30 protein-coding genes are annotated in these 25715 nt (G+C 69.2%); 7 read left to right on the top strand and 23 right to left on the bottom strand.

Going from position 1 to position 25715, the window contains the following annotated elements; translation table 11 throughout:
- Positions 1-4 precede the first annotated feature (4 nt).
- Positions 5-1162 (top strand): hypothetical protein, encoded by a 1158-nt coding sequence (locus C2868_RS12535; protein WP_258034445.1) that lies wholly within the window; start codon positions 5-7, stop codon positions 1160-1162.
- Here the strand turns inward: C2868_RS12535 and C2868_RS12540 are convergent.
- The 17 genes from C2868_RS12540 to C2868_RS12620 form a co-directional block, all read right to left on the bottom strand.
- Positions 1131-3146 carry a cytochrome c oxidase assembly protein gene (locus tag C2868_RS12540; protein ID WP_103663416.1) on the bottom strand — a complete coding sequence of 672 codons (2016 nt, stop codon included), beginning with the start codon at positions 3144-3146 and terminating at the stop codon, positions 1131-1133. The two genes, C2868_RS12535 and C2868_RS12540, sit on opposite strands and share 32 nt — an antisense overlap.
- A 108-nt stretch (positions 3147-3254) precedes the next feature.
- Complete coding sequence (locus tag C2868_RS12545) at positions 3255-3542, bottom strand: HU family DNA-binding protein (protein WP_036301126.1); 288 nt, start codon at positions 3540-3542, stop codon at positions 3255-3257.
- A 298-nt stretch (positions 3543-3840) separates the two neighbouring features.
- Positions 3841-4146, bottom strand: coding sequence for a 30S ribosomal protein S14 (gene rpsN, locus C2868_RS12550; RefSeq protein WP_100812462.1), 306 nt, complete (start codon positions 4144-4146; stop codon positions 3841-3843).
- 2 nt (positions 4147-4148) lie between these two features.
- Positions 4149-4319 (bottom strand): 50S ribosomal protein L33, encoded by a 171-nt coding sequence (rpmG, locus tag C2868_RS12555; protein WP_029145259.1) that lies wholly within the window; start codon positions 4317-4319, stop codon positions 4149-4151.
- Positions 4319-4555, bottom strand: coding sequence for a 50S ribosomal protein L28 (gene rpmB / locus C2868_RS12560; protein WP_036301133.1), 237 nt, complete (start codon positions 4553-4555; stop codon positions 4319-4321). Before rpmB ends, rpmG begins: the two co-directional genes overlap by 1 nt.
- Before the next feature lie 165 nt (positions 4556-4720).
- On the bottom strand, positions 4721-5395 hold the full coding sequence (locus tag C2868_RS12565; protein WP_103663517.1) for a DNA-3-methyladenine glycosylase: 675 nt from the start codon (positions 5393-5395) through the stop codon (positions 4721-4723).
- Positions 5392-6843 (bottom strand): hypothetical protein, encoded by a 1452-nt coding sequence (locus C2868_RS12570; protein WP_146048069.1) that lies wholly within the window; start codon positions 6841-6843, stop codon positions 5392-5394. The genes C2868_RS12565 and C2868_RS12570 overlap by 4 nt, the downstream gene beginning before the upstream one ends.
- Complete coding sequence (locus C2868_RS12575; protein ID WP_103663418.1) at positions 6833-7624, bottom strand: TIGR03943 family putative permease subunit; 792 nt, start codon at positions 7622-7624, stop codon at positions 6833-6835. Before C2868_RS12575 ends, C2868_RS12570 begins: the two co-directional genes overlap by 11 nt.
- Positions 7625-7628: 4 nt before the next feature.
- Positions 7629-8567, bottom strand: coding sequence for a permease (locus C2868_RS12580; protein ID WP_374935788.1), 939 nt, complete (start codon positions 8565-8567; stop codon positions 7629-7631).
- Positions 8568-8670: 103 nt separating this feature from the next.
- Positions 8671-9084: a Fur family transcriptional regulator gene (locus tag C2868_RS12585; RefSeq protein WP_103663419.1), complete on the bottom strand. Its 414-nt coding sequence runs from the start codon at positions 9082-9084 to the stop codon at positions 8671-8673.
- A gap of 9 nt (positions 9085-9093) precedes the next feature.
- Entirely contained in the window at positions 9094-9984 is an 891-nt protein-coding gene (locus C2868_RS12590; RefSeq protein ID WP_100812466.1) for a metal ABC transporter permease, read from the bottom strand.
- A complete protein-coding gene (locus C2868_RS12595; protein ID WP_100812467.1) occupies positions 9981-10808 on the bottom strand; it encodes a metal ABC transporter ATP-binding protein in 828 nt (275 codons plus the stop codon). The genes C2868_RS12590 and C2868_RS12595 overlap by 4 nt, the downstream gene beginning before the upstream one ends.
- A complete protein-coding gene (locus C2868_RS12600) occupies positions 10805-11818 on the bottom strand; it encodes a metal ABC transporter solute-binding protein, Zn/Mn family (RefSeq protein WP_374935783.1) in 1014 nt (337 codons plus the stop codon). The genes C2868_RS12595 and C2868_RS12600 overlap by 4 nt, the downstream gene beginning before the upstream one ends.
- Before the next feature lie 102 nt (positions 11819-11920).
- Positions 11921-13252, bottom strand: coding sequence for a dihydrolipoamide acetyltransferase family protein (locus C2868_RS12605; RefSeq protein WP_100812468.1), 1332 nt, complete (start codon positions 13250-13252; stop codon positions 11921-11923).
- A 28-nt stretch (positions 13253-13280) separates the two neighbouring features.
- Entirely contained in the window at positions 13281-14264 is a 984-nt protein-coding gene (locus C2868_RS12610; protein ID WP_103663420.1) for an alpha-ketoacid dehydrogenase subunit beta, read from the bottom strand.
- Positions 14261-15391 carry a thiamine pyrophosphate-dependent dehydrogenase E1 component subunit alpha gene (locus C2868_RS12615; RefSeq protein WP_103663421.1) on the bottom strand — a complete coding sequence of 377 codons (1131 nt, stop codon included), beginning with the start codon at positions 15389-15391 and terminating at the stop codon, positions 14261-14263. Before C2868_RS12615 ends, C2868_RS12610 begins: the two co-directional genes overlap by 4 nt.
- Positions 15392-15396: 5 nt before the next feature.
- On the bottom strand, positions 15397-16509 hold the full coding sequence (locus C2868_RS12620) for a histidinol-phosphate transaminase (protein WP_103663422.1): 1113 nt from the start codon (positions 16507-16509) through the stop codon (positions 15397-15399).
- Between the two features lie 65 nt (positions 16510-16574).
- Between C2868_RS12620 and C2868_RS12625 the strand changes: the two genes are divergently transcribed.
- Positions 16575-16976 (top strand): phage holin family protein, encoded by a 402-nt coding sequence (locus tag C2868_RS12625; protein WP_100812472.1) that lies wholly within the window; start codon positions 16575-16577, stop codon positions 16974-16976.
- Here C2868_RS12625 and C2868_RS12630 read toward each other — a convergent pair.
- Together C2868_RS12630 and C2868_RS12635 are read right to left on the bottom strand one after the other, a co-directional pair.
- Positions 16964-18319 carry a hypothetical protein gene (locus C2868_RS12630; protein WP_103663423.1) on the bottom strand — a complete coding sequence of 452 codons (1356 nt, stop codon included), beginning with the start codon at positions 18317-18319 and terminating at the stop codon, positions 16964-16966. The two genes, C2868_RS12625 and C2868_RS12630, sit on opposite strands and share 13 nt — an antisense overlap.
- A complete protein-coding gene (locus C2868_RS12635) occupies positions 18309-18635 on the bottom strand; it encodes a hypothetical protein (RefSeq protein ID WP_103663424.1) in 327 nt (108 codons plus the stop codon). Before C2868_RS12635 ends, C2868_RS12630 begins: the two co-directional genes overlap by 11 nt.
- A 151-nt stretch (positions 18636-18786) precedes the next feature.
- Between C2868_RS12635 and C2868_RS12640 the strand changes: the two genes are divergently transcribed.
- Together C2868_RS12640 and purB are read left to right on the top strand one after the other, a co-directional pair.
- Complete coding sequence (locus tag C2868_RS12640; protein ID WP_103663425.1) at positions 18787-19332, top strand: low molecular weight protein-tyrosine-phosphatase; 546 nt, start codon at positions 18787-18789, stop codon at positions 19330-19332.
- Positions 19329-20711 (top strand): adenylosuccinate lyase, encoded by a 1383-nt coding sequence (gene purB / locus C2868_RS12645; protein WP_103663426.1) that lies wholly within the window; start codon positions 19329-19331, stop codon positions 20709-20711. The genes C2868_RS12640 and purB overlap by 4 nt, the downstream gene beginning before the upstream one ends.
- 7 nt (positions 20712-20718) lie before the next feature.
- Here purB and C2868_RS12650 read toward each other — a convergent pair whose 3' ends face one another.
- Together C2868_RS12650 and C2868_RS12655 are read right to left on the bottom strand one after the other, a co-directional pair.
- Entirely contained in the window at positions 20719-21033 is a 315-nt protein-coding gene (locus tag C2868_RS12650) for an amino acid transporter (protein ID WP_100812477.1), read from the bottom strand.
- Complete coding sequence (locus C2868_RS12655) at positions 21030-21716, bottom strand: DUF308 domain-containing protein (protein ID WP_103663427.1); 687 nt, start codon at positions 21714-21716, stop codon at positions 21030-21032. Before C2868_RS12655 ends, C2868_RS12650 begins: the two co-directional genes overlap by 4 nt.
- Positions 21717-21866: 150 nt before the next feature.
- Between C2868_RS12655 and C2868_RS12660 the strand changes: the two genes are divergently transcribed.
- Positions 21867-22685 (top strand): shikimate 5-dehydrogenase, encoded by an 819-nt coding sequence (locus C2868_RS12660; protein ID WP_100812479.1) that lies wholly within the window; start codon positions 21867-21869, stop codon positions 22683-22685.
- An 18-nt stretch (positions 22686-22703) separates the two neighbouring features.
- On the opposite strand, the gene C2868_RS12665 is transcribed toward C2868_RS12660, so the two are convergent.
- Positions 22704-23123: a GNAT family N-acetyltransferase gene (locus tag C2868_RS12665; RefSeq protein ID WP_103663428.1), complete on the bottom strand. Its 420-nt coding sequence runs from the start codon at positions 23121-23123 to the stop codon at positions 22704-22706.
- A gap of 145 nt (positions 23124-23268) precedes the next feature.
- On the opposite strand from C2868_RS12665, the gene C2868_RS12670 reads away from it, so the two are divergent.
- Positions 23269-23742: an S-ribosylhomocysteine lyase gene (locus C2868_RS12670; RefSeq protein WP_103663429.1), complete on the top strand. Its 474-nt coding sequence runs from the start codon at positions 23269-23271 to the stop codon at positions 23740-23742.
- 30 nt (positions 23743-23772) lie between these two features.
- Here C2868_RS12670 and C2868_RS12675 read toward each other — a convergent pair whose 3' ends face one another.
- Positions 23773-24543: a siderophore-interacting protein gene (locus C2868_RS12675; RefSeq protein WP_103663430.1), complete on the bottom strand. Its 771-nt coding sequence runs from the start codon at positions 24541-24543 to the stop codon at positions 23773-23775.
- Positions 24544-24681: 138 nt separating this feature from the next.
- Between C2868_RS12675 and C2868_RS12680 the strand changes: the two genes are divergently transcribed.
- Positions 24682-25707: an isopenicillin N synthase family oxygenase gene (locus C2868_RS12680; RefSeq protein ID WP_103663431.1), complete on the top strand. Its 1026-nt coding sequence runs from the start codon at positions 24682-24684 to the stop codon at positions 25705-25707.
- Positions 25708-25715: the final 8 nt, after the last annotated feature.

Here is a 25715-nt window from a genome sequence, read left to right on the forward strand (position 1 = left end):
CCAGGTGGACCAGGGGGCGGTGATCAACGGGACGGTGAACAACGCAGCGGCGGACAACGCGGCGGGGGCCAACGCAGCGGGGGCCAAGCGCAACGAGCGACGCGTCTCCCGCGCGGCCCGCTCGCCCAGACGGTCCCGGCTCTCCACCGATCTCACGATCCTCGCGATCGTCGGCGTCCTGCTGGTCGCGGCTTTCGTCGCCGGTTGGGCCAGCCTGTACCAACAGTTCTGGGGACCCAGCGCCTTCGTCGAGCGGTACGTCTCCATGCTCGCCACGGGGCGCGCCGCCGATGCGCTCGCGGTACCCGGGGTCGCCGTCGATTCGACGGACCTGGCCGACGCGGGCCTTCCCGAAAGTGCTTCGGACGCCCTGCTGCGCCGCGACGCGCTCAGCGCCCTCACCGATGTCCGCACCCTCGGCGAACGCCCGGTCGATGGCGGCATCGAGGTGACGATCGGTTTCCGTGCGGGCGGCAACGACGGCTCCTCGACCTTCACGGTCGAGCAAGACGGGTGGACGGGCATCCTTCCGTCATGGCGCTTCGCCGAGAGCCCGCTCGCGGTGATCGACGTCACCGTCCGCGGGTCGATGGCGTTCGACGTCAACGGCTTCAGGCTCGACAAGAGGCAGGTGTCGCCCCTCGGGGTCGACGCTCCCCCGTTGGATCCCGTGGCGCTTCTGGTCTTCTCGCCCGGCCTGTACCGCGTGGCGGTCGACACCGCGATCGCCGAGACGCCCGGCGCCGACGTGCTCGCCGACGCGCCGCTCGCGCGCGTACCGCTCGATCTGCAGGCCGAGCCGACCGAAGAGTTCGTCGCCGTCGTGCAAGAACGCGTGGATTCGTTCCTCGACGACTGCGCGACGCAGCAGGTGTTGCAACCCACCGCGTGCCCCTTCGGCTTCGTCGTCCAGAACCGCATCGCCAACCTGCCGACCTGGTCGATCGCAAGCTACCCCGTCGTCACGCTCGTACCGGACGGTGCGGGCTGGGCCGTCCCGCCGGTCGAGGCCGTCGCCCACATCAGCGTCGACATCCGCTCGCTTTTCGATGGCTCGGTGCGGACGGTCGAAGAGGACGTGGCGTTCGGTCTGGACGCCGAGATCACGGTCCTGCCCGATGGCTCGGCGTCTATCCTCGTGGGGTCACCCGAGGCCGAGTAGCCCCCTCGCGAGCCTCCGCCCGAGCATCCTGGTCGGCAAGCACGGAGAGCCGGGCGTTGTACGCATCGAGTTCGTCGTCCCCGACCCGGTCGACGTGGCGGTCCCGTCGGCGCTGCGCGCGGTCGTCGTTGCGGCTCCACTGGATCGCGACGGCGATGGCGAGGATCAGCGTGGGGATCTCTCCGACCGACCAGGCCACGCCTCCCCCGATGTACTGATCCTCGAGGGGCGTCGGACCCCAGGTCCGGCCCATCGAGCCGAACCAGTCGGCGACCATCAGCCCGGACTGCATCATGATCGAGATGCCGAAGAACGCGTGCATCGCCATGATGCCGATCAGGAGGATCAGCCGGAACGCGTACGGCAATCGATACGGCACCGGATCGATGCCGATCAGCGACTGCACGAAGAGGTAGCCGGTGATCACGAAGTGGGCGATCATCCACAGGTGCCCCAGGTGGTCGTTCAGTGCCCACCGGAAGATGTCGGTGTAGTAGAACACCCAGAGCGAGCCGATGAACAGGGCCGCCGCAACCAGCGGGTTCGTGAGCACTCGGGCAACGGGCGTGTGCACCGCCCAGAGGATCCACTCGCGTCCACCGCGGGTGCCGTCATCCCTCTTGCGGATCGCGCGGGCCGCGAGCGTGACCGGAGCACCCGGCACGAGCAGCAGCGGGATCGCCATGGTCAGCAGCATGTGCCCGACCATGTGGATGCTGAAGAGGTAGTTCTCGTACGCCGCCACGGGTCCACAGGCGACCCAGAACAGCAGCAGGATGCCCGCGCACCAGCTGACCGTGCGGTAGATCGGCCACGCGTCACCGCGGCGGTGCAGGCGGATGACGCCCGCGAGATAGAAGAACAGCGCGAAACCGCAGACCAGCAGCCACAGCAGATCGATGTCCCAGACGGTGAACCACTGGGTGAGTCCGAGCTCGGGCGGCAGCGGTGAACCGGTCAGCGTCTCGGCCGGGGTGGGGTCGGAGATCGGGATGTCTCCGATCGGCGGCGCCGTGCGCGCGAGCGCTGCCGCGGCGCCGCTCGCGATCCCCATGAATGCCAGCTCCAGAGCGATCAGACCCCAGAAGGTGCCCGCGGCGGCGGTCTCGCCCATCCGAGCGATGAGTCGGCGCCGGTACAGGGCGCCGAGCAGGCCGATGGCCAGCAATGCCGCGACCTTCACGATGATGATCACGCCATAGGCCGAGAGCAGGGCATCCCAGGATCCGAGGCCGAGGGCGGCGCGCGCGTAGCCCGACAGCGCCACGACGACGAAGGCGACGAGCGCGATGGTCGAGTAGCGCGGCAGCACGTGGGCCATCCGCTGGGGAGTCGACGATGCCCGCAACACGACGAGCAGCACCAGTCCTCCGAGCCAGACGGCGGCGCCGACGATGTGCAGTGCCAACGTGGTGACCGCGGCCGTGTGGTTGGCGGCCGCGCCGTCGTGGCTCGTCGTCGCCATCGGCACGAGCGCCGCGAGACCCAGGAGGCCGACCAGCAGGGTCGAGGTCCACGAGCGCACCGCGAACGCGAGCACCGTCATCACGGCACCGGCGAGCGTCGTGATGAGCCAGGCGCGGCCGACGTCCAGGTCGAGCAGGAATCGGCCGAGCTGTTGACCGAAGACGGCATCCGCGCTCGGCGTCGCGTTGAAGGCGTTCAAGAACGTGAGGTAGCCCGTGGCACCGGCCGAGATCGTGAAGACAGCGGCGCCGACCGAGGCGAGGTCGAGGGCGGTGTCGAACTCGGTGTCGCCGGCGCGCAGCGCGAAGAGGGCGAGCACGAGGGATCCGGCCATCGCGGCCGCGCCGAGGTTGACGCCGAGATTCGCTATCGGAAGACCCCAGCGCACCACGGGGCCCGGGTCCCCCACGAGGAGTGGCGCGGCCCCGCCGCCGTACGCGAGCGCCAGGATGGCAGCGGCCAGGGCGGTGACCACGAGAATCACGGGCCCAGCTACGCGCAGTGTTCGGGGGCTCACCCGTCCAGCCTAGGCGGACGATGCGGGCCCCCGGTCGTCGGGCACGAGCGCGCAAAGCAGAGGGAGGATGCCGCCGCGGCGACATCCTCCCTCTCGTGAAACCTCTGACTACTTCGCTGCAGCCTTGAGCTTCGAGCCCGCGGTGACCTTGACGCGCTTGCCAGCGGCGATCTTGATCTCGGCACCCGTCTGCGGGTTGCGGCCCGTGCGAGCGGCCGTGTCGACCTGCTCGAACGCGAGCCAGCCCGGGATCGAGACCTTCGTGCCCTTGGCAACGGCCTCGGCGACGGTCGTGAACAGACCGTCGACCACGCGCGAAACGGTGGCCTGGCTCTCACCGGTGGCGCTGGCGATGCTCGCGACGAGCTCGGTCTTGGTGATGGACTTGTCAGCCATGGGGTTACCCTCCAGCGGCGGCCGAAGCGCCGCCTCATGTAAACGTGACCGGACCGTTCAGCCCGGCTGGTCGATCGACCGCGTCGAATCTACCCCGCGAATCGCCGTTCACCCCGGATTTCCGCGAGTTTCCGCGGGTTTCTGACCAACTTCGACGCTTTTGCGGTGCTCGTGTGACGAATGTGACCCGTGTTGCACCCCTCCCGCCGCTTCCTGCGGTCCGCTCCCGCGACCGTGCGGGCACGCGAAAGGGCGGGGATCCCGGAGAATCCCCGCCCTTTCGGAACGAATGCTGTGGTTACCAGCTCGACTTGGTCACGCCGGGCAGTTCGCCACGGTGGGCCATGTCGCGGAAACGCACACGCGAGATGCCGAACTTCGTCAGCACACCACGGGGGCGGCCGTCGATGACGTCGCGCGAACGCACGCGCACGGGCGATGCGTTGCGGGGCAGCTTCTGCAGACCCAGGCGGGCCTCTTCGCGCTGCTCGTCGGTCGAGGTCGGGTCGACCAGGGCCTTCTTCAGCTCGGCGCGACGGGCGGCGTAGCGCTCGACGATGACCTTGCGCTGCTCGTTGCGAGCAATCTTGCTCTTCTTCGCCATGTTTAGCGCTCCTCGCGGAATTCGACGTGCTTGCGCACAACGGGGTCGTACTTCTTCAGCACGATGCGGTCGGGGTTGTTGCGGCGGTTCTTGCGCGTCACGTAGGTGTACCCCGTGCCGGCGGTCGAACGCAGCTTGATGATCGGACGTACGTCCTGAGCCTTCTTCGCCATCAGAGCTTCACACCCTTCGCGATGAGGTCCTTGACGACGGACTCAATGCCCCGCGCGTCGATGACCTTGATGCCCTTGGCCGAAACGTTGAGCTTGATGTTGCGGCCCAGCGACGGAACGAAGTACGTCTTCTTCTGCACGTTCGGGTCGAAGCGACGCTTCGTCCGGCGGTGCGAGTGGCTGATCGAGTGACCGAAGCCGGGAACGGCTCCTGTCACCTGGCACACTGCTGCCATGGTGATTTCTCCTTCAATACCGTGAGACCGGACGGTCCCACCCAAGATCCCTTGTCTGCGCCCACACCCGATCGGAACCGTTTCCGGCTCGAGGAGGATGAATGGGCACGAACTGCGCACGGGAAAGCGCGCAGACAAACATTCATCCTAGCATGCGCTGGTTCGCTACCCCTCGACGGCCGCACGACCGGGGCGGAAGACCGAAACGGTCGGGTCGCCGGTGATCCAGAACCGCCACGGAAATGCGCTCGTCCCCGCGATCCCCGCGACCCCGACGCGCGGACCTGTCGAGAAGGCGCGCACGGGCTCGCGTGCGAGATCGAGGCGAGCGAACGCTCCGGCGAGCTCGGCTGGCCAGGGCGCCGCGTCCACGATCGCGTCGATGCCGTCATGACGCGGATGCCGAAGGCCCAGCGCCTGGCCGAGACGCCCGGGTCCGCGCGCCAGGTCCCGGGGCACCCGGGCCGCCGGGCGGCGCAGTGCCGCGACATCCGTACCCTCGATGACCTCGCCCGCGCGCAACAGCAGCCCACCGGCCACGCCCGCGGGGCCGGTCACGACGTTGACGCAGGAGTGGATGCCGTGGCTGAGGTAGACGTACAGGTGGCCCGGTTCGCCCCACATCGTGGCGTTCCGCGCGGTCTGTCCCATGCGGGCGTGCGAGCCGGGGTCGATCACGTCTCCGGTTCCGAGACCGTGGTACGCCTCGATCTCGGTGATGCGCACCGCGACCCGGTTTCCGTCGACCACGGTCGTGAGGCGCGCGCCGAGCAGCCGCGGCGCCACGTCGAGAGCCGTGCGGAGCAGGTCGTCCCGTGTCGCCGGGCGGTGGTGCGTCACCCGATCGTCACCGCGCACCACGAGATGTCCGTTCCCCCGATGACCGTCACGGCCTCGCCGGTTCGGGCGTCGACGATGTGGGTCTCGAGGCGCGTCGGCAGGGGGCGGGCGTAGGTGTCGTAGGGATTGTCCACGAGATCCGGCGAGACGATGACGGCGATGTGACTCCCGCTCGGCGAGGCGCACGTCTGCATGACGGCGTCGCCCCCGTCGGGGAGTTCGAAGACGGACTCGAATGCGCCGGCCGCATCGACGAGGCCCACCGTCTGCGATTCGGGGTAGCCGTCCTCGCCCATCTGCGTGAAGGTGCGCAGGGTCCGGCCCTGCGCCGTCGGGACGACGGGACCGGGGATCCCGAGCGTCTCGAGCTCGGCGGGCTGGGTGAGCGGGGTTTCGCTGAGGTCGGTCAGATCGATCAGCACGGTGCCGTCGGACTTCTCGGCGATCACCCGCCCGCTGCCCCGCTCGATGCCCGACAGTCCCAGGGCACCGCCGAGAAGCACGGGTTCGGCATCCGGGCGGGCCGTGTCGACCAGACGCAGCTGGCCGTCGAACGTCAGCACGACGAGCGACGACGTCTGCGGCACGAACAAGAAGTCGACGACCCGCGGATCCGCCCCGACCTCGATCCTCTCGGGTTCGGCGGTGGGATCCCCCAGCCGCGACACGTACAGAGCGGACTCGATGCCGGACTCCGCCGAGATATCGAGGTCGGTGTAGGTGTAGCCCACGAGGCCGTCGTGATCCGCCATCTGCAGCCCCGCGATCGTCCCCGCGCCGGGCACCGTCAGGGATTTCGGATCGGACCCATCGAGGGCCATCCCCGTCAGGGATGCCGCGCCCGAGCCATCCGTCGTCTCGACGACGAGCCCGTCCCGTGAGGCGCGGTAGTCCTCGATCTGCGGGTGCGTGAAGACGGGCACCGCCTGATCGCCGGTGAGATTCGTGAGGAAGACCGCGTCGTCCTCGTCGTCGCGACGCTGCAGGACATAGATGGGCGGTGTGCCGGTCGTGAAGGCGTGCGAGATGGTTGCGGTCGGGCCGCCGGACGCACTCTCGACGTCCGCGACCGAGACCGTGTATTCGGTGTCCGCGTCGAGCGGATAGGTGAACTGGACGGCGACGGTGCGACCGGATGCCTCGACCGTGAACGGTGCGGCGGGATCGACCGTGACCTGCGCCGGGTCGATGGCCGCGAGCGGCTGGTTGGTCGTGAACACGATCCTCTGCCCCGCCGCCTCCGCCACCGAGAGCGTGTCGACCGCGACCGTGCTGGTGCGGGGTCCCTGCGTGAGGCTGTAGACGGCTCCGGCCGCGCCGGCCACGACGAGTGCGGCGATGACGATCACGAGCGCCCTCGTGAAAGACGAACGGGCACGGCGGCGCCGCGCGGCGCCCCGCGTCTGCTCACGCGACGCACGCGTGGACCGGGCTGAGTCAGTACTCATACGGGTCCCCGGGCTCGTCGATCGGCGTCACGCTGGAGGGCTGGAGCACGAGCGCTCCCCCGTCGTCGCGGACGAATTCGCCCTCGACCTGGACCCACTGGCCGGGTGATAGGTTCTCGCCGCCCGCGAGTTCGGCGACGGGGACGTTCGCGGCCTGGGCGTCGATGACGCAGTGCACGATCACCAGGCGGGTCAGGGCGAAGCCCTTGCCGTCGCCGTCGGGCCCCACGAATCCCGTCAGCGTCGCTTTCTCGCCGACGAACCGCGCGGGGTCGGTGGTGGTCGAGAGCAACGAGGCCCACTCGGCGATGCCGAAGGTCGAGGTGTCGTCGGAGGTCGCGAGCGCGAGCGTCGCCGACGTCGAGAGGACGGGCGGTGCCCCACTCGATCGAGCGAGTGCCAGTTCGGCGGAGAGGGATGCCGGGGGCAGCACGACCGCGAGCACCACGAGTCCCGATGCGAGCACGGCGCCGATGCCGGTCGTGATCAGCGCGACGGGCCTCCGCCGCGGCTCGAGCCACTCCCCCGAGCCCTCGGTCCGCGAACTCGTCGACGGGACCACCAGGACCTCATGTTCGTGTTCGTGCTCGCCATCGCGCGAGATCGGCACGGTGCACGACCACACGGCGCCCACCACGCAGACGATCGCCATCGACACGGCCCACCACGCGGCATCGGGGTTGATGTAGAGGCCGATCCGCCCCGTCGCCCACAGGCCGATCGTCACGACGGCGAGGGCCGTCGCCAGGCCGACGCCCAACCAGCGCGTGCCGAGTGCCATTCCGTTACGCAAGGAGATTCACCCCCACCGCGATGACGAAGGCGGCCGAGATGACGACGGCGACGATGCCGACGAGGGTGCGCGTCGTGAAGGTCGTGCGCATCAGCGCGAGCATCTTGATGTCGACGAGCGGACCGACCAGCAGGAACGCGACGATCGACCCCGGGGTGAACGTCGAGGCGAACGACAGGGCGAAGAAGGCGTCGACGTTCGAGCAGATCGCGACGGTCAGGCCGAGCGCGATCATCGCGAAGATCGACAGCACAGGGTTGGATCCGATCGCGACGAGCACATCGCGGGGTACGAGGACCTGCACGGCTCCCGCGATGGCCGATCCGAGCACGAGGGCCGGCATGACGGCACGGAGCTCACGCACGAACAGCTCCAGGCTGCGGCGCGTACGCGAGCCGTCGAGGTGCTCGTCGTGCGCGCACTCGGCACGGAACCGCGCGGTGAGCAGCGCCTGCGGGTCGGGGTGGCGACTGTAGATCCAGCCGATCAGGTTCGCGATCGCGTAGCCGCCGAGCAGTCGCGCGACGAGGATTCCGCCATCCCATCCGAACGCCTGATGGGTCGTCAGGATCACGATCGGATTGACGATCGGCGCCGCGATGAGGAAGGTCAGGGTCTCGGGAACCGAGAAGCCGCGGATCAGCAGCCCGCGGGCCAGGGGAACATTCCCGCATTCGCATACGGGCAGCAGCATGCCGAGCAGAGACAGCACGGCGCGACGAGCCCACGCGCGGCGGGGCATCCATCGTTCGATCAATCCCGGCGGCACCCACACCTGCACGAGGACCGAGAGCAGCACGCCCAGGATGATGAAGGGCATCGACTCGATCAGGACCGAGAGCGCGAGCGTGAACCCGTCTTGCGCACGGCTCGGCAGGCGGCTCGGGAACAGCTGCGGCGCCCAGGCGTCGATCGCGAACAGCGCGGCGATCGCGACGACGCCGATCGCGGCTCCGATCAGCGCGGCGCGACCCTGCCGACGACCCGGCTGGCGACCCGAGGCCGGGACGCCGGCGACACGACCCCGCAACTCGCTACTGCGCGTCACGCTCGCTCGCACGCGCCGCCGTGCACGCCGCGCACAGCCCGAAGATGTCGACGACGTGCGCCGCCTCGGTGAATCCGTTCTGCGCCGCCATCCGGTGCGCCCACTCTTCGACGTCGCTCGCCTCGATCTCGACCGTCAGGCCGCAGGAACGGCAGATCAGGTGGTGGTGATGGCCCGGCGACTGGCAAGCCCGGTAGAGGCTCTCGCCCTCGGGGCTCTGCAGGCTGTCGGCATCCCCCTCGGCCGCAAGGTCCGCGAGCGCGCGGTAGACCGTCGCGAGGCCGATCCCCGTGCCCTCATCGCGGAGCAGCGCGTGGAGAGACTGCGCGCTGACGAAACCTCGCGATTCGTCGAGGGCGTCGCGCACGCGGTCGCGCTGCCAGGTGTTGCGCTTGGCCATGCGAGAAGTCTAGGCGTGTACCGGCTTGGAGGTTCCCGAACGCGACGTTCGGGGAATCCGCTCGCGGCGGCGCCCGATCAAGCGGCAGACCACGTAGATCACGAAAGAGATCGTCGTGATGTACGGGCTGACGGGAAGAGTCCCGGCGATCGCGAGCAGGATGCCTCCGACCGCCGAGACGAATCCGAAGGTCGCCGCCAGAACCGGAACCGCGACAGGGCCCGATGCCACGCGCATCGCGGCGGCGGCGGGCGTGACGAGGAGTGCCATCACGAGTAGTGCCCCGATGATGTGCACGCTGACCGCGACGATCAGGCCGAGCAGCAGCATGAACAGCAGCGACACGGCGGTCGTCGGCACTCCGCGCGCGGCCGCCGACTGCGGATCGAGGGAGTCGAAGCGCAGCGGGCGCCAGATCAGCACGATCCCGGCGAGAACCACGAGGCTGATGCCGATGAGCCAACCGAGCTGGCTCGACTGCACCGAGACGATCTGGCCCGTCAGCAGGCTGAAACGATTCGCACTGCGACCGGTGTACAGCGAGAGGAACAGGATGCCCAGGCCCAGGCCGAACGGCATCAGCACCCCGATGATCGAGTTGCGATCACGGGCGCGCGCCCCCAGCCAGCCGATCAATCCCGCGGCGGCGATCGACCCGACGATCGACCCCGTGACGACATCCGCCCCGATGAGAAGGGCCGCCGCCGCGCCCGCGAAGGAGAGTTCACTGATGCCATGCACGGCGAACGCCATGTCGCGCTGCATGACGAAAACGCCGACGAGTCCCCCGACCAGCCCGAGCACGGCGCCCGCGATGACCGAGTTCGACACCAGCGCGAGGATGTCGCCGTAGTCCGCGAGTCCCCCGAACATCGCGTCCCAGATGTCGGCCCAGTTCACGACGTCCCCCCGGGGTGCGGGTGGTCGGCGTGGTGGTGATGGGTCTCGTCGGCATCCGGGGCGCCGACGACCACGAGCCGGTCCCCCGCGCGCAGCACGTAGACCTCGGTTCCGTACAGGTCCGACAACACGCGCGAGTCGAGGACCTCTTCGGGGGTGCCGAGCATGAAGCGCCCGCCCGCCAGGTACAGGATGCGGTCGACGCGGCTGAGCACGGGGTTGATGTCGTGGGTCACGAACAGCACGGCGGCGCCGGTCTCGCGCCGATGGCGATCGATCAGCGCGGTCACGGCCTGCTGATTGGCCAGATCGAGGCTCGTGAGGGGTTCGTCGCAGAGAAGCAGGCGCGGGTCGTCGGCGAGAGCCTGCCCCGCCCGCAGCCGCTGCTGTTCCCCGCCGGACAACTCCCCCACGGGCCGGTCGGCGAACGCCGTCGCGCCGACGGCTTCGATGAGTCGATCGACGCGTGCGCGGTCGGCCCGGCGAGGAATCGGAAGACCGAAGCGATGTCCGTTGACTCCCAGGGTGACGAGGTCCCGTCCCCGCAGCGACGCGTCACGGTCCAACGGGCGCTGCTGGGGGATGTAGCCGATGCGCCGGTTTCCGCGCCGTTGCACCTTCTCACCCAGCGCCGTGATCGACCCGTCGCTCAGACGATCGAGGCCCAGGATCGCGCGCAGCAACGTGGTCTTGCCGGATCCGCTCGGCCCGAGCACGGCGATGAACTCCCCCGCCTGAACCGTCAGATCCAGTCCCGACCACAGCTCTCGATCTCCACGGCGAAGCGCCGCGTTCTCGATGTGGAGCGGAGGCTCGACACTCACCCCGCGAGCGCGCCCGAGAGGGCTTCGATGTTCTGCTGCATCCACGAGATGTAAGTCTGGCCCTCCGGAAGCGTTTCCGAGAACTCCAGGACCGGAATCCCCTTCGCCGTGGCCGCGTCGATCACCTGGGTGGTCTCGGCCCCCCCGGTCTGCGCATTCGCGATCAGGATGCGCACCGAGCCCGATTCGATCAGGTTGAGTGACTCGAGCAAGGTCGCGGGCGGGACGTCCTGGCCCTCTTCGACGGCCTCGCTGAAGGCCTCGGGGGTGAGGTTGTCGAGGCCAGCGGCGGTCGTCAGGTACACCGGGACGGGCTCGGTGACGAAGACACCGGCTCCGGCATCGGATGCCTCGATCTGGGCGAGCGAAGCCTCCAACCCTTCGATCTGCGCGACGAAGTCGGCGGCGTTGGCCTCGAACGTCGCGCTGTTCCCGGGGTCGAGCTCGCTCAGCTCGCCGGCGATCGCCTCGGCGACGTGCTCGATCGTGTGCGGGTCGTACCAGACGTGTTCGTTGAAACCCTCGATGTGGTCGTGACCGGCATGCTCGTCGGCGGCGTGATCATCTTCGGCGTGGGCCGACTCTTCCGCGTGGTCGTGATCGTCGCCCTCGTCCGATTGGCCTTCGTTTTCCGGCCAGTCGTGCGAATACTCCGCCGCGGTGATGACGTGAGCTGACGACTTGCTCGCCTCGACGAGCGAGTCCACGAACGAGTCGTACCCCCCGCCGTTCTCGATGATCAGGTCGGCTCGCGAGACCGCGAGTTGGTCTTGGGCGGTCGCCTCGAACGAGTGCGGGTCCTGGCTCGCGGAGGTGATGATCGAGGTGACGTCGATGGCATCTCCCCCGATCTGTTCGGCGATCTGGCCGTAGACGTCCGTCGAAGCGACGACCTGCACCTTGCCGTCGCCCGATGGCTCGGTCGTACCCGTACCCGCGCAACCCGCGAGAGCGAGCGCAGCGACGGCGGAGAGAGCGATCATCGGCAGAAGACGGCGGTTCAGGTTCACCCCGTCAGCCTATCCCTGATGATTATCATTATCAAATTCGATAGGCGTGATGTCACCGATCTCTCGTCGCGCACCTCCGGCGGTCCGGGGAGCGCGGGGGAGTCAGTCGAGCAGCAGCGCGGGCTCTTCGAGAACCGAGGCGATGTCGGCGATGAAACGTGAAACACCGTCGCCGTCGACGACGCGATGGTCGAACGATCCCGAGACCGTCGTCACCCAGCGCGGGCGGACCTCGCCGTCGACGACCCACGGCTTCTGACGGATCGCGCCGAGCGCGACGATGCCGACCTCACCGGGATTGATGATCGGAGTACCGGCATCGACGCCGAAGACGCCGATGTTGGTGATCGTGACCGTCCCGCCACGCTGATCCTCGGGAGTCGTCTTGCCCTCCCGCGCCGTCATGGTGAGCTTCTCGAGCGCACGCGCGAGCTCACGCGTGTTGAGCTCCTGCGCGTCCTTGATGTTCGGGACCAGCAGACCCCGCGGGGTCGCCGCCGCGATGCCGAGGTTGACGTAGTGGCGCACCCGAATCTGCGCACCCTCATCGGTGTCGACCCATGCCGCATTGACCATGGGAGTGCGGCGCACCGCCCAGATCACCGCGCGCGCCATGATCAGCAACGGCGAGACCTTGACGTCGGCGAAGTCGGGCGAGGTCTTCAGGCGCTTGACGAGCTCCATGGTGCGGGACGCGTCCACATCGACCCACACGGATACATGCGGTGCGGTGTATGCGCTGCTCGTCATCGCCGTGGCCGTAGCCTTGCGGACGCCGCGGACGGGGATGGACTCCTCGCGCGAGCCCGTCGAACCGCTGGGGGCGGGCGAACTCGCGTCCGGGGTCGGCGCATCCGGAACCGGGATCGTCTCTTCGCGCACGGCACCCCAATCGGGGGTCTCGATATTGCGGAAGACGCTCGCCTGCGAGGCGTGGCGGACGACGTCCTCGCGCGTGACCTCGCCGGCATCACCCGTGGCGGCGACATCGCCGAGATTCACACCCAGGTCGCGGGCGAGCTTGCGGATCGGCGGCTTCGCCACGACGCCGACCGATGCGGCGACCGGACGCTCGGCGGTCTTGCGACGGCGCGAGGTGACCGCCCCGCCGGTCCCGTACCCGACGAGCACGGCGCCGCCGGTTGCCTCGCCGACCTCGGTGGGGGCGGTGCTGGGCGGGGGAGCGTCGGCTCCCGCCTCACCGATGGTGATGATCGGGGCTCCCACGTTGACCGTTTCGCCCTCACTCGCGAGCAACTCGCTCACGGTGCCCGCGAACGGCGAGGGGAGTTCGACGAGCGACTTGGCGGTCTCGATCTCGACGAGGACGTCGTTGACGCTGACCTCGTCGCCCGGCGCCACCCGCCACGTCACGATCTCGGCCTCGGTCAAACCCTCGCCGACATCGGGGAGGAGAAACGTCTGCGTGCTCATGCGGGGTCCTTTCCGCGGGAACCAGGGCTCAGTATGCCAGGGCCCGGTCGACGGCCTCGAGGACGCGGTCAGCGTCGGGGAGGTATGTGCCCTCGAGCTTCGCCGGGGGGAACGGCGCGTCGAAGCCCGACACGCGCAGAACCGGCGCCTCGAGGGAGTAGAAGGCGCGCTCGGTGACCGTCGCGGCGATCTCGCTGCCGAGGCTGGTGAAGCCCGGGGCCTCTTGCGCGTAGACCATGCGGCCGGTCGATCGCACCGAGTCGAGGATCGGGGCGTAGTCGACGGGCGACAGCGAGCGCAGGTCGATGACCTCGCAGCTGACGCCCTCGGCCTCGGCGAGCGCGGCGGCCTGCAGCAGGGTCGTGACCATGGCGCCGTGACCGACGAGTGTGACATCCGTGCCGCGGCGCACGAGGCGACTCTTGTGCAGACCGATCGGGGGAGAGCTCAGGTCGACCTCGCCCTTCTGCCAGTACTTGCTCTTCGGCTCGAGGAAGATCACCGGATCGTCGGAGAAGATCGCGTCCTGGATCATCCAGTACGCGTCGTTCGGTGTGGACGGGCTGACCACACGCAGGCCGGCGGTGTGCGTGAAGTACGCCTCGGGGCTCTCCTGGTGGTGCTCGATCGCGCCGATGTGTCCGCCATACGGAATGCGGATCACGACGGGCATGCTCAGCGCGCCCTGCATGCGGTTCGTGATCTTCGCGAGCTGCGAGGTGATCTGATCGAAGGCCGGGTAGACGAACCCGTCGAACTGGATCTCGCACACCGGGCGGAATCCGCCCATCGCCAGACCGATGGCGGTGCCGACGATTCCCGACTCGGCGAGCGGGGTGTCGATCACGCGGTTCGGGCCGAACTCGGCGTGCAGGCCCTCGGTGATGCGGAAGACGCCGCCGAGCGGACCGATGTCCTCGCCCATCATGAGCACGCGGTCGCTACGTTCCATCGCCTTGCGCAGTCCCGCGTTGAGGGCCTTGCTGAGCGGCATGGTCTGGGGCGCGTTCATGCGTCACCCTCTTCGAACGAGGCCTCGTACTGCTTGACCCAGGCGAGTTGCTCCTCCATGAGGGGATGCGGCTCGGTGTATACGTGCTGGAACATGGACTCCACCGTCGGGAGCGGAAGGTTCGGAGTACGCAATCGGGTGTCCTCCGCGAGTGCGTGAGCCTGCTCGTCGACCTCGGCGAAGAAGGCGTCGGATGCACCGCGGCCCTCGAGATATGCCCGCATGCGCATAATGGGATCGCGCCCCGCCCAGGTGGATTCTTCGTCGCCCGTGCGGTACTTCGTCGGATCGTCGCTGGTCGTGTGCGCACCCATCCGGTAGGTCATCGCCTCGATGGCTCGCGGTCCCAGGCCCGCGCGCGCTTCATCGAGCGCAGCCCTCGTGACGGCGTAGCTGGCGAGCACGTCATTGCCATCGATCTGGATGCTCGGCATGCCGTACCCGCGCCCGCGATTGACGAGCGGCGTGCGGGACTGCGTGGCAACGGGCACCGAGATCGCCCACCGGTTGTTCTGCAAGAAGAAGACCTCGGGTGTCGCGTAGCTCGCGGCGAAGACCATCGCCTCGTGCACATCGCCCTGGCTCGATGCCCCGTCGCCGTAGTAGACGATCACGGCCTGGTCGCGTTCGGGATCACCCGAGCCGCTCAGCCCGTCCAGACCGAAGCCCATCGCCACACCCGTCGCGTGCAGCGTCTGCGAACCCAGCACCAGCGTGTAGATGTTCGTGTTGCCGTTGCGGGGATCCTTCGGGTTCCACCCGCCGTGCGAGTGGCCGCGCATGACGCTGATGATGTCGACCAGGTCGACGCCGCGGATCATGCAGACGGCGTGCTCGCGATACGAGGGGAACACGTGATCCTGCGCGCGCGTGGCGCGAGCGGACCCGACCTGTGCCGCCTCCTGACCGAAGCTCGGCGGCCAGAGCGCGAGCTGGCCCTGGCGCTGCAGGTTGGTCGCTTCACGATCGAACGCGCGGATGACCACCATGTCGCGGTAGAAGCCCTGCAGCTCTTCCTCGGTGAGGGCGTCGATCAGGGCGAGGTAGGGCTCTGCCGACTCGGTCGGGGCGAACGTTCCGTCTGCGGCGAGTACGCGCACGACGTCGGGTGCTTCGAGCGGATCCACCTGCCCTACGCTAACGTCCGCGCCGGATGGTCTTCCGGGAGGTTTTGGACAACGGATGCCGCGACGCGTAGGACCTTATCGACAGATTCCTCTTCGCCGACCGAGATTCGCAGGCCCTCTCCCGCGAAGGGCCGCACGATCAGACCCGCCGTCTCGAAGGCCACGGCAGCATCCGCGGTCTCGGCGCCGGTCGCAAGCCAGACGAAGTTCCCCTGCGCCTCGGGCACGCTCCAGCCGAGACCCCGTAGGCCATCGAGAAGGCGATGGCGCCACTCCACCAACTCGGCGACGCGCTCGCGCAGCACGGGTTCGGCCTCGAGGCTGGCGAGGGCCGCGGCCTCGGCCTGTGCGGTCACGGAGAGGGGGATGGCCGTGCTGCGCGCCGCGGACAGAACCGCAGCATCGCCGACCGCATAGCCGATACGCAATCCAGCGAGTCCATACGCCTTCGAGAAGGTGCGCAGCACGACGACCTGCGGGCGGTCGAGGTATCCGGTGGGGCCGAGACCGTTCACCGCGTCGGGATCGGTGACGAACTCCGCGTACGCCTCGTCGAGCAGAACCAGGAGGTCGCGGGGCAGTGCGGCGAGGAAGGCTTCGAACTCGTCGCGACGCACCGTGGGGCCGGTGGGGTTGTTCGGCGTACACACGATCACGACGCGGGTCCGCTCGGTGACGGCCGCGGCCATCGCGGCGAGATCGTGGCGTCCGTCCGCCGTGAGGGGCACCATCACGCTCGTTGCCCCCGCGACGGTCACGAGAGAGGGATAGGCCTCGAACGACCGCCAGGCGTACAGCACCTCGTCACCGGGGCCGGCGGCCGCGGCGATGAGCTGCGCGAGGATCGCCACGCTGCCCGCGGCGGCATGCACCTGATCCACCTCGACCTCGAAGCGCGCGGCGAGCACCGAGCGCAGGCGACCGGCGGTGGCGTCCGGGTACCGGTTGATGCCGGATGCCGCGGCGACCGCCTCGAGGACGCCCGGGAGGGGGCCGAAGGGGTTTTCGTTGCTGGAGAGCTTGTGGGCCGAGCCATCCGCCTGCTTGCCCTGTCGATACGCGGGCAGGGCCGCGATTTCGGGGCGGAGACGCACGGGAGCGGCGGGGGAGTCGGTCACCCGACCGAGTCTACGAGGGCGGAGGGGGATGACTCACGGGCGTCCCGCGTGCGAGACTCGGCGTCATGCGATTCATCGTCCGTGTCGTCGTCAACGCGTTCGCGATCTGGGTCGTGACGCTGATCCCCGCCCTCCAGGTGAGCGTCACGCCGTTCGCCCCGGGCGAGACCCTGCAACTCGTGCTGACGCTGCTGTTGGTCGCCGCGATCTTCGCGCTCGTGAACACGATCATCGGCACCGTGCTCAAGGTCCTCGCGTTCCCGCTCTACATCCTCACGCTCGGGCTGATCTCGCTCATCATCAACGGATTCCTGCTCTGGCTCACCGCCTGGGTGACGTCGTTCTTCGGGTTCGGTCTGACCGTCGGCGACTTCTGGTGGGGCGTCCTCGCGGCGCTGATCATCGCCATCATCAACGGCATCTTCGGCATCATCCTTCGCCCGCAGCGCCAGCGTCAGCGCGACTGACGCTGCGCCGCGTACTCGGTCGCGCGCACGGATTCCGCGCGTCCCAGCCGGTCCCACAGTGGATCGACGCCCCGCACCCGCGGGTCTTGCGAGGTGTCGAGCAGGGTTCCGGTGTCGACGTACGACGTGAGCGCGTGCGCCGGCATCGTGATGTCGTGCAGGCCGGGCAGCGGATCGGCGAGGCGCTCGACGACGAAACCTCCCGGCGCCCCTCGTTCGGTCGTCGGCAGGGGACCGGCGAGCGCGGCGACGGGATCGTCCGTGTGGCGGATCGTGACCGCCGTGACGTCCGCGGAGAGCGGCCCGGTCGTCGGTGCGCCGAATGTCACCAGCGTCTCGATGTCGTACTCGGCCTCGCGGGCGAGCCTCTCGGCCACCATCGCCCCCTGCGAGTGCGCGACGGCATGGACCGGCTCGCCGGGCGCGACGCCGGCGTCGGCCAATGCGGCGCGGACGGCGGCGCTCGACGCGGCATCCTGCCCATCGAAGAGCGCGAGGTTCGACCGCATGTCGAAGGGCTCCGTGCCCCCGAGAGCCGCGCTCTGGGTGCCCGTGACGTAGACGACCCACTCGCGAGCACCGCCAGGCATCGCGTAGCGCTCCACGCGGATGCGCGACCCGTCGGGTCCCGAGATGCGCTTCGCCGCGTCGGCGAAGCCCGAGACGGGTGCGACGTGCACGCGGCGCAGAGGAGTCACGGCCACCTGGTCCCCTGACGCACGCGGCACGCGCGCGGGAACGGATGCCCCGGGCCCGCGTGCCGCGCCCTCTCGGACGGAACTCGCGCGCGTCGCGGCGAACTGGACGCCTGCGGCGAGCGCAAGCCCGAACGGCAGCGCCACGGCCCCGCCGGTCATGGCCGCACCCAGGCCGGCCTGCGCCCGCAATGCGGCCCCCTCCTCCCGAGCCGACAGTGCGCCGGACCGGACGAGCGTGTCGAAAACCGCGTCCGGGCGCGAGATGCCCCACAAGCGTGTTCCGAGCACGCTCGCCCGGGACTCGAGGGCCGTGTGCTCGGCGCCCCCCGGTTGCGTGAGCTGCCACGCGGAGTGCACCTCGACGAGCTCGTACAGGTCGGCCGCTTGATCGAGCGCGGCGGACAGCCTCTCGCAGTCCTCGGCGAGCGCTTCTATCCGCCGCGCCTCGCGCGCCACGTCGTGCTGCAGCTCGCGCGCCTGACGGAGCCCGGGCACCGAGGCGATGAATCCCGCGGCGGCGTCGAGCGGCGCGTCCATGCAGCGGAGCCGCGCTGCCACCGCTCGTCCGTCATCGGCCGCACCTCGCAGGCTGCCGGTATCGATCACCGCGGCCCCGCTCGAACGGATGACGAGATCATCCGCCATGCGAGGCATCCTGCGTCAGCATCCACAACCGGGTGCGGAGCGCCCGGACGTCGTCGGCGAGCGTGTCCAAAGCCGTGGCGCTGGAGGACCCCCCGGCCCAGAGGGCACCCGCCCTCCGCCGGAACTCCCGTGCCGCCGGACCCTCCCACGACACCCGTCGATCGAGCGCGGCGAGCGCCGTGGCCGTCGATTCCGCCTCTGCGGCGACGGCGCGAAGCAGCGTCAGCGCGGCCGTGACGAGGTCGGCGATCCAGGCATCGGATGCGTCGTAGTCGCGCTCGGGTGGCGGGGATCGGGGGTAGACGGGCGCGGGCACCGCTCCACCCTGGCAACGGGAGAAGACCACCTCCTTCCGTCCGGTGCGATCGGTGGATTGCGACGCCCGCGCCCGAATGGGGAGGGGCTGTGCGAACCGCTGCGTTGCCCGGGGGAGTGCGCCCGGACACGCAGGCGGGCAGAATGGGCTGATGACGCGGAACTTGGACGCCTCTGCGCCGTTTCGCGTCGTGTTCGTCTGCACGGGCAACATCTGCCGCTCTCCCATGGCCGAGGTCGTGTTCCGGCAGCTGGCGGATGCCTCGGGGCACGGCGCCCACGTCGCGTCCAGCAGCGCCGGAACGGGCGACTGGCACGTGGGCGAGCGCGGCGACGAGCGCACGCTCGCGGCGCTGCAACGACGCGGATACGACGGCAGCAGGCATCGCGCCAGGCAGTTCACGGCGGACACCTTCGACGTCAACGACCTCGTCGTCGCGCTCGACCGGAGTCACGAGCGAATTCTCCGCGGTTGGGCACGCACGGAAGAGGACGCCGACAAGGTCGCGCTGCTGCTGGGGTTCCTCCCCAACCCCACGACTCTCGACGTTCCGGATCCGTACTACGCCGCGACCGAGATGTTCGATGACGTGCTCGGTATGATCGAGGACGCGACCCGGTCGCTCTTCCGCCAGCTCGAACCCGCACTTCGACCGGGATCGCGCACCGCCGCCTTCCCCTTCGGAGCATCCTCGTGACGTCCCTTCCCCCCCAGCCTCTGAGCCCGCTCGATGGCCGCTACCGCGGCGTCGTCGCGCCCCTCGCGGAGTACCTCTCCGAGGCGGGTCTCAACCGCGCCCGTGTCGAGGTCGAGGTGGAGTGGCTCCTGGCCCTCACCGATCGATCGCTGTTCGGCACCGCCCCGCTGGCCGAGACCGAGCGGGATGCGCTGCGCGAGCTTTACCGTTCGTTCGGCGCGGAGGAGATCGCCTGGCTGGCCGAGCGCGAGGCGATCACCCGCCACGATGTGAAGGCCGTCGAGTACCTCGTGCGCGACCGTCTGGCGACGCTCGGGCTCGACCGCATCGCCGAGCTGACGCACTTCGCCGCGACGAGCGAGGACGTCAACTCGCTGGCGTACGCCTTGACCGTGCAACGTGCCGTCGAGCGTGTCTGGCTGCCGGCCCTGTCAGCGGTGCGCGAGCGCCTCGACGAGCTGGCGGTCGAGCACCGCGCGGCCCCGATGCTCTCGCGCACCCACGGCCAGCCCGCGACCCCCACGACGATGGGCAAAGAGATCGCGGTGTTCGCGGCGCGCCTGGCTCGCGTCGAACGCGCGATCGGAGCATCCGAGTACCTCGGCAAGTTCTCCGGTGCGACCGGAACGTGGGCGGCGCACCTCGCCGCCGGCCCCGACGTCGACTGGCCGCTCGTGGCGCGCGAGTTCGTCGAGTCGCTCGGCATCGGCTTCAACCCGCTCACGACCCAGATCGAGTCGCACGACTGGCAGGTCGAGCTGTACGACCGCGCCCGCCACGCCGGAGGCATCCTGCACAATCTGGCGACGGATGTCTGGACGTACATCTCTCTCGGATACTTCACGCAGATCCCGATCGCGGGCGCTACGGGCTCGTCCACCATGCCGCACAAGATCAACCCGATCCGTTTCGAGAACGCCGAGGCAAACCTCGAGATCGCGGGCGCGCTGTTCGCCTCGCTGTCGCAGACGCTCGTGACGAGCCGCCTGCAGCGCGACCTGACCGACTCGTCGACGCAGCGCAACATCGGTGTCGCCTTCGGTCACTCGCTGCTCGCGCTCGACAACCTGCGCCGTGGTCTCGACGAGATCGCGCTCGCGCAGGATCTGCTCTCGGCCGATCTCGAGGCCAACTGGGAGGTTCTCGGCGAGGCCATCCAGACGGTCGTCCGTGCCGAGGTCGTCGCCGGTCGCTCCACGATCTCCGACCCCTACGCTCTGCTGAAAGAACTGACCCGGGGCCGTCGCGTGAACGCGGCGGATCTGGCCGACTTCATCCGCGGGCTCGACATCGGCGAGGAGGCACGCGCACGTCTGCTGGCGCTCACGCCCGCGACTTACACGGGTCTGGCGATGGAGCTCGTCGACCGCGAGGCCTGAGGCGCTCTCAGTCGCGGGACGCGTCCGGTTCACCGTCGGCAACGCCGTCGACGAGATCGTCGAGCAGCACAGCGCGGTCGACCGGCTTCTGCACCTGCGCGGGGTCGACCGCGAGCAGCAGCAGCGACAGCCCCAACAGGACGACGATGAAGGTCACACCGCCGATGATCGCGGTGAGCGGCAGGGCGAGAACGCCCACGCTGGCCTGGAACCCGCCGGTCGAGACGAAGGTCACGACGGCGGCGAACAGGGCGCACACGAAGGCGACACCGAGCAGCTGAACCGGTCGCATGAGCTCGCGCCGGGTGGGTCGATCCGTCATGCCGTCTCCTCCTCGCGCCGCGCGGGCGCCGTGCCGGTGTCCGCCGGGTGGGTATCCGCCGTGGCGGTCACTCCTCGGGTGGGCGAGAAACCGGCGATTCCGAGGAAGACGGCGATGATCGCCGCGTAGCCGCCGAAGATCCCTACGGCGATGGTGATTCCGGTCAGGGTGAACTCTGCATCGACGTCATCGATGCGGTAGGTCAGCGCGTACTGAGCGGGAACGAGCAGCAGGCCGAGGCCGAGCAGCACGGTGAAGACACCGACCACCAACGAGTCACGCGCCTCGGGGCGCAGGGCGGGGGAGCGGCGCTCCCGTAGGGCCCAGATGGCCTCGATCAGCCCGGTGACGAGCGCCCAACTGATCACCACCGAGAAGAAAAAGGTCGTGGAACGCCAGACGACGATCCCGGCGAGCATCCCCGCGATGACGGACAGCGCGCCGAGCAGCAGGGGCACCGCTCGGCGCCCGGCGGGGTAGGTCAACCAGGCCGCGATCAGTTCGATCAGGCCGCTGACGATCGCGAAACCGCTGAACACCGCGAGGCCGACCGCGGCCGAATGATCGGGTGAGAAGGTCACCATGATCGCCGCGATCGCCGCGATTCCGGCGCGCGCGAGTTGCGCATGCCGGAGCGCGAAGCGCGGCGGGCTGGCGGGCGTCGCAGTGGAGGCGGTGGACACGGTGGAACCTGGTTTCGAAACGGGGATGCATCCAGTCTAGATCGTCGGGACGCCGGTCATCCCGGGCGCGGCGCCGCGCTGCGATGCCCCGAATCGACCGAGCCGCACCGCACCTGCTGCTGGCGGAGTCAGCGGCGGCAGAATGAAGCCATGCCCATTCTCAACAAAGACATGACGCTGTGCATTTCTCTGGCGGCCCGTCCATCCAATCTCGGCACGCGCTTCCACAACTTCCTCTACGACGAGCTCGGGCTGAACTTCGTCTACAAGGCGTTCACGACCGACGACATCACGGCTGCGATCGGGGGAGTGCGGGCACTCGGCATCCGCGGCTGCTCGGTGTCGATGCCCTTCAAAGAGGCGGTCATTCCACTCGTCGACGCGATCGAGGCCTCGGCCGACGCGATCGAATCGGTCAACACGATCGTGAACGACGCCGGAACACTCACGGCGTCGAACACCGACTACGAGGCCGTCGAGACCCTGCTCGCCGAGCACGCGGTCGACCCGGCGCAGTCGGTCGTCGTGCGCGGGTCGGGCGGAATGGCCAAGGCCGTCGTCGCGGCGTTCCGGGGTGCGGGGTTCGATGACCTCACGGTGCTCGCCCGCAACGAGGAGGCGGGACGCGCGCTGGCCTCCACGTACGGCTATCGCTGGGTCGCCACCGACCCGGCGCCCGGCGCCGCGGTGCTGGTGAACGTCACCCCGCTCGGCATGGACGGCGCGGATGCCTCGGCACAGTCGTTCTCGGACGCTCACATCGCCGCGGCATCAACCGTGTTCGACGTGGTCGCGTTCCCGTCCGAGACGCCGCTGATCCGCGCGGCCCGACAGCGGGGCGTCGCCGTCATCTCGGGGGCCGAGGTGGTCGCTCTGCAGGCGGCGCGGCAGTTCGAGCGCTACACGGGCGTCGCGCCCACTCGTGACCAGGTCGAGCGGGCCGCGGCGTTCTCCCGCCTCCCTGCCTGAGGTCGCCCGCGCGCGCCGTCACCGCTGGACGCGCACCATCCATTGCTCGGGGCGTTCGAGCGGAGCGAAACCGACCTTCTCGTAGAGTCCGTGCGCGTCGGCGGTGGAGAGCGCCATGCGCCGCAGGCCGAGCGGCTGCAGGTCCGCGACGACCCCCTCCATCAAGCCGACGCCGACGCCGAGACCCCGGACATCCGGGTCAACGAAGACATCGCACAGCCAGGCGAACGTCGCACCGTCGGTCACGACGCGCGCGTACGCGACCTGCGCGGCCGACTCATCGTCGATCACGGCATAGTTCCGGGATGCGTCGATCGCCGCTTCCTGCACGGAACGCGGACGCCCGAGAGCCCAGTAGGACTGCTCGCTCAGCCAGCGGTGCACGAGCTCGCGATCGATGTCGTCCGGGTCGGTCGAGAAGCGGAATCGGTCGTCCATGTCTCGAGGCTATTCCGGCCCGAGCCCCATCGGCTGCGTCTTCGCGCATACTGGTGCATTGCCGCGACGGGCTCGGTTTCGTGCACGATGGGAACACACCTCGTTGACGGTCAGGAGGCCGAGTGGCGTTCGCAAGGAGGAACTGATGGCAGAGATCGAGAGTTTCACCCTCGACCACACCGCGGTGCTCGCACCCTACGTGCGTCGCATCGGGGTCGAGCACGGTCCCGGTGGGGGCACGATCACGAACTTCGACGTGCGGCTCGTCCAACCGAACGCGGGGGAGATCCCCACGGCCGGGCTGCACACGCTCGAGCACATGCTGGCGGGGCTGCTGCGGGATCGCATCGACGGTGTCATCGACATCTCACCCTTCGGCTGCCGCACCGGCTTCCACCTGCTGATGTGGGGAGAGCCCGAGATCGCGGACGTCGTCGCGGCGCTCACCGAGAGCCTCCGCTTCATCGCGGACGAGGCCGTCGAGGCCGACATCCCGGGGGTCTCGGCCATCGAGTGCGGCAACTTCCGCGACCACTCGCTGCACAGCGCCCGCGAATGGGCCAAGGTCGTGCTCGACCAGGGGATCAGCCGCGACGCGTTCGCTCGCGTCGGAGTTTGAACCTGGTGCGGGCCTGAGCGCGGCGCAGATCTAGAGGATCTGGCCGATCGGCTCGCGCTTCTCGGCCTGGAAGCGGTCCTCGGTCCGGCCGCGCGCCCAATAGCCCGAGAGCGAGACCTGGCCACGATCGAGTCCGCGCTCGTCGAACAGCGCGCGCCGGAGCGCCTTCATCGATTCGCGTTCCCCGTGCGCGAAGACGTCGACCGTCCCGTCGCGCCACGTCATGCCGCGGACGCGATCGGCGAGTGTTTCGGTCGCGTGCTCAGCGTCGACGACCCAGTGCACGTCGACGCCGTGCGGCGCGTCGAGCGTGACGATGGCGTCTTCCGCGTCGACCTCGATGAAAGCGGCCCCGACGGCGTCGGCGGGCAGAGCCGCGAGCGCCGCGGCGATCGCGGGCACGGCCGACAGATCACCGAGATAGAGGTACCAGGATGCCTCGGTGTTCGGGGCGTACCCGCCACCCGGCCCCATCAGTCGAAGCGACGCACCCGGTGCCGCCGACGCCGCCCAGGGGCCGGCCAGACCCTCGTCACCATGCACCACGAAGTCGATGTCGAGCGTCTGCGCCTCGTGATCGACACGGCGAACCGTATATGTCCTCGTGACGATCAGGGAATCGGTGTCCGTGAACATCAGCTTGACGTACTTGTCGGTTTCCGCACGATCCTCGAACCGGGCGAATCCCGGTCCTCCGAGCGTCACGCGCACCAGGTGCGGGGTGAGCCAGGAACTCGCCACGACCGTGAGGTCGATAGCGGGTCGCGGAGAACGGCTGGACGTGCGGGATGCGAGGGCCATCCTTCGACGCTACCGCCGTCCGGCGGGAGCGGGACGTTCGGGCACTGACGGACGAGCCAGGGCCGAAGCATCCCGGCGGGTCGTCATGCTCTGAAACACAACTTCGTCGTCGCCGAACTGCTGACTAACGTCGGGAGCATGACTGCCACGCCGATCCCCGTCCTGGACCTCTCGCTGCTCGACCAGGGACCGGCGGCGGCCGATCGATTCCGCGACGAACTGCGTCGCGCCACGCACGAGGTGGGCTTCTTCACCCTTGTGGGTCACGGCATCCCCGATGAGCTGCAGGCACGACTGCTGTCGACGTCCCGCGCGTTCTTCGCTCTGCCCGACGAGCAGAAGCTCGAGATCGAGAACCTGAAGTCCCCGTACTTCCGCGGCTACGCGCGCGTCGGCGGCGAGCTCACGCAGGGCAAGGTCGATTGGCGCGAGCAGATCGACATCGGCCCCGGGCGCGAGGCGCGCGAACTCGGGCCCGACGACCCCGCGTATCTGCGCCTGGAAGGCCCCAATCAGTGGCCGAGCGCCCTGCCTGAGCTGCGCACCGTCATCGAAGAGTGGCGAGACCGTCTCGAGGTGATCGGCCGCCGACTTCTCGTCGCCTGGTCCGAGGCGCTCGGCAGCGACCCCGCGCAGCTTCTCGACATCTTCGAGGACGAGCCTTCCATCCACATCAAGGTTGCTCGCTACCCCGGCGTGCCCGAAACGGCGAGCTCCCGCCAGGGGGTCGGGCGACACAAGGACGCGGGCGTTCTCACGCTGCTCTGGATCGAGCCGGATGCCGGAGGCCTCCAGGTCGAATACCAGGGCGAGTGGCACGACGTGCCGCCGCAGGACAGTGCGTTGATCGTCAACATCGGCGAACTGCTCGAGTGGGCGACGGACGGCTACCTGCGAGCGACCGTGCACCGCGTGATCGCTCCCGCCGAGGGCTCCGAGCGCATCTCGGTTCCGTTCTTCTTCAACCCGCGTCTCGACGCTGTCGTCCCTCGGCTGGTCATGTCGCCCGAGTACCGCGCCGCTGCGCGGGGGATCGAACAGGATCCGACGAACGTCATCCACGGCTCGTACGGCGAGAACCAGCTCAAGTCGCGGCTGCGCGCGCACCCGGACGTCGCCGAGATCCACCACCCGGACCTCCTCGCGGTTACCGCCACGCGCTGACGGGGCGC

Source organism: Microbacterium sp. CJ77 (genome assembly GCF_002911615.1).
Lineage (GTDB): Bacteria > Actinomycetota > Actinomycetes > Actinomycetales > Microbacteriaceae > Microbacterium.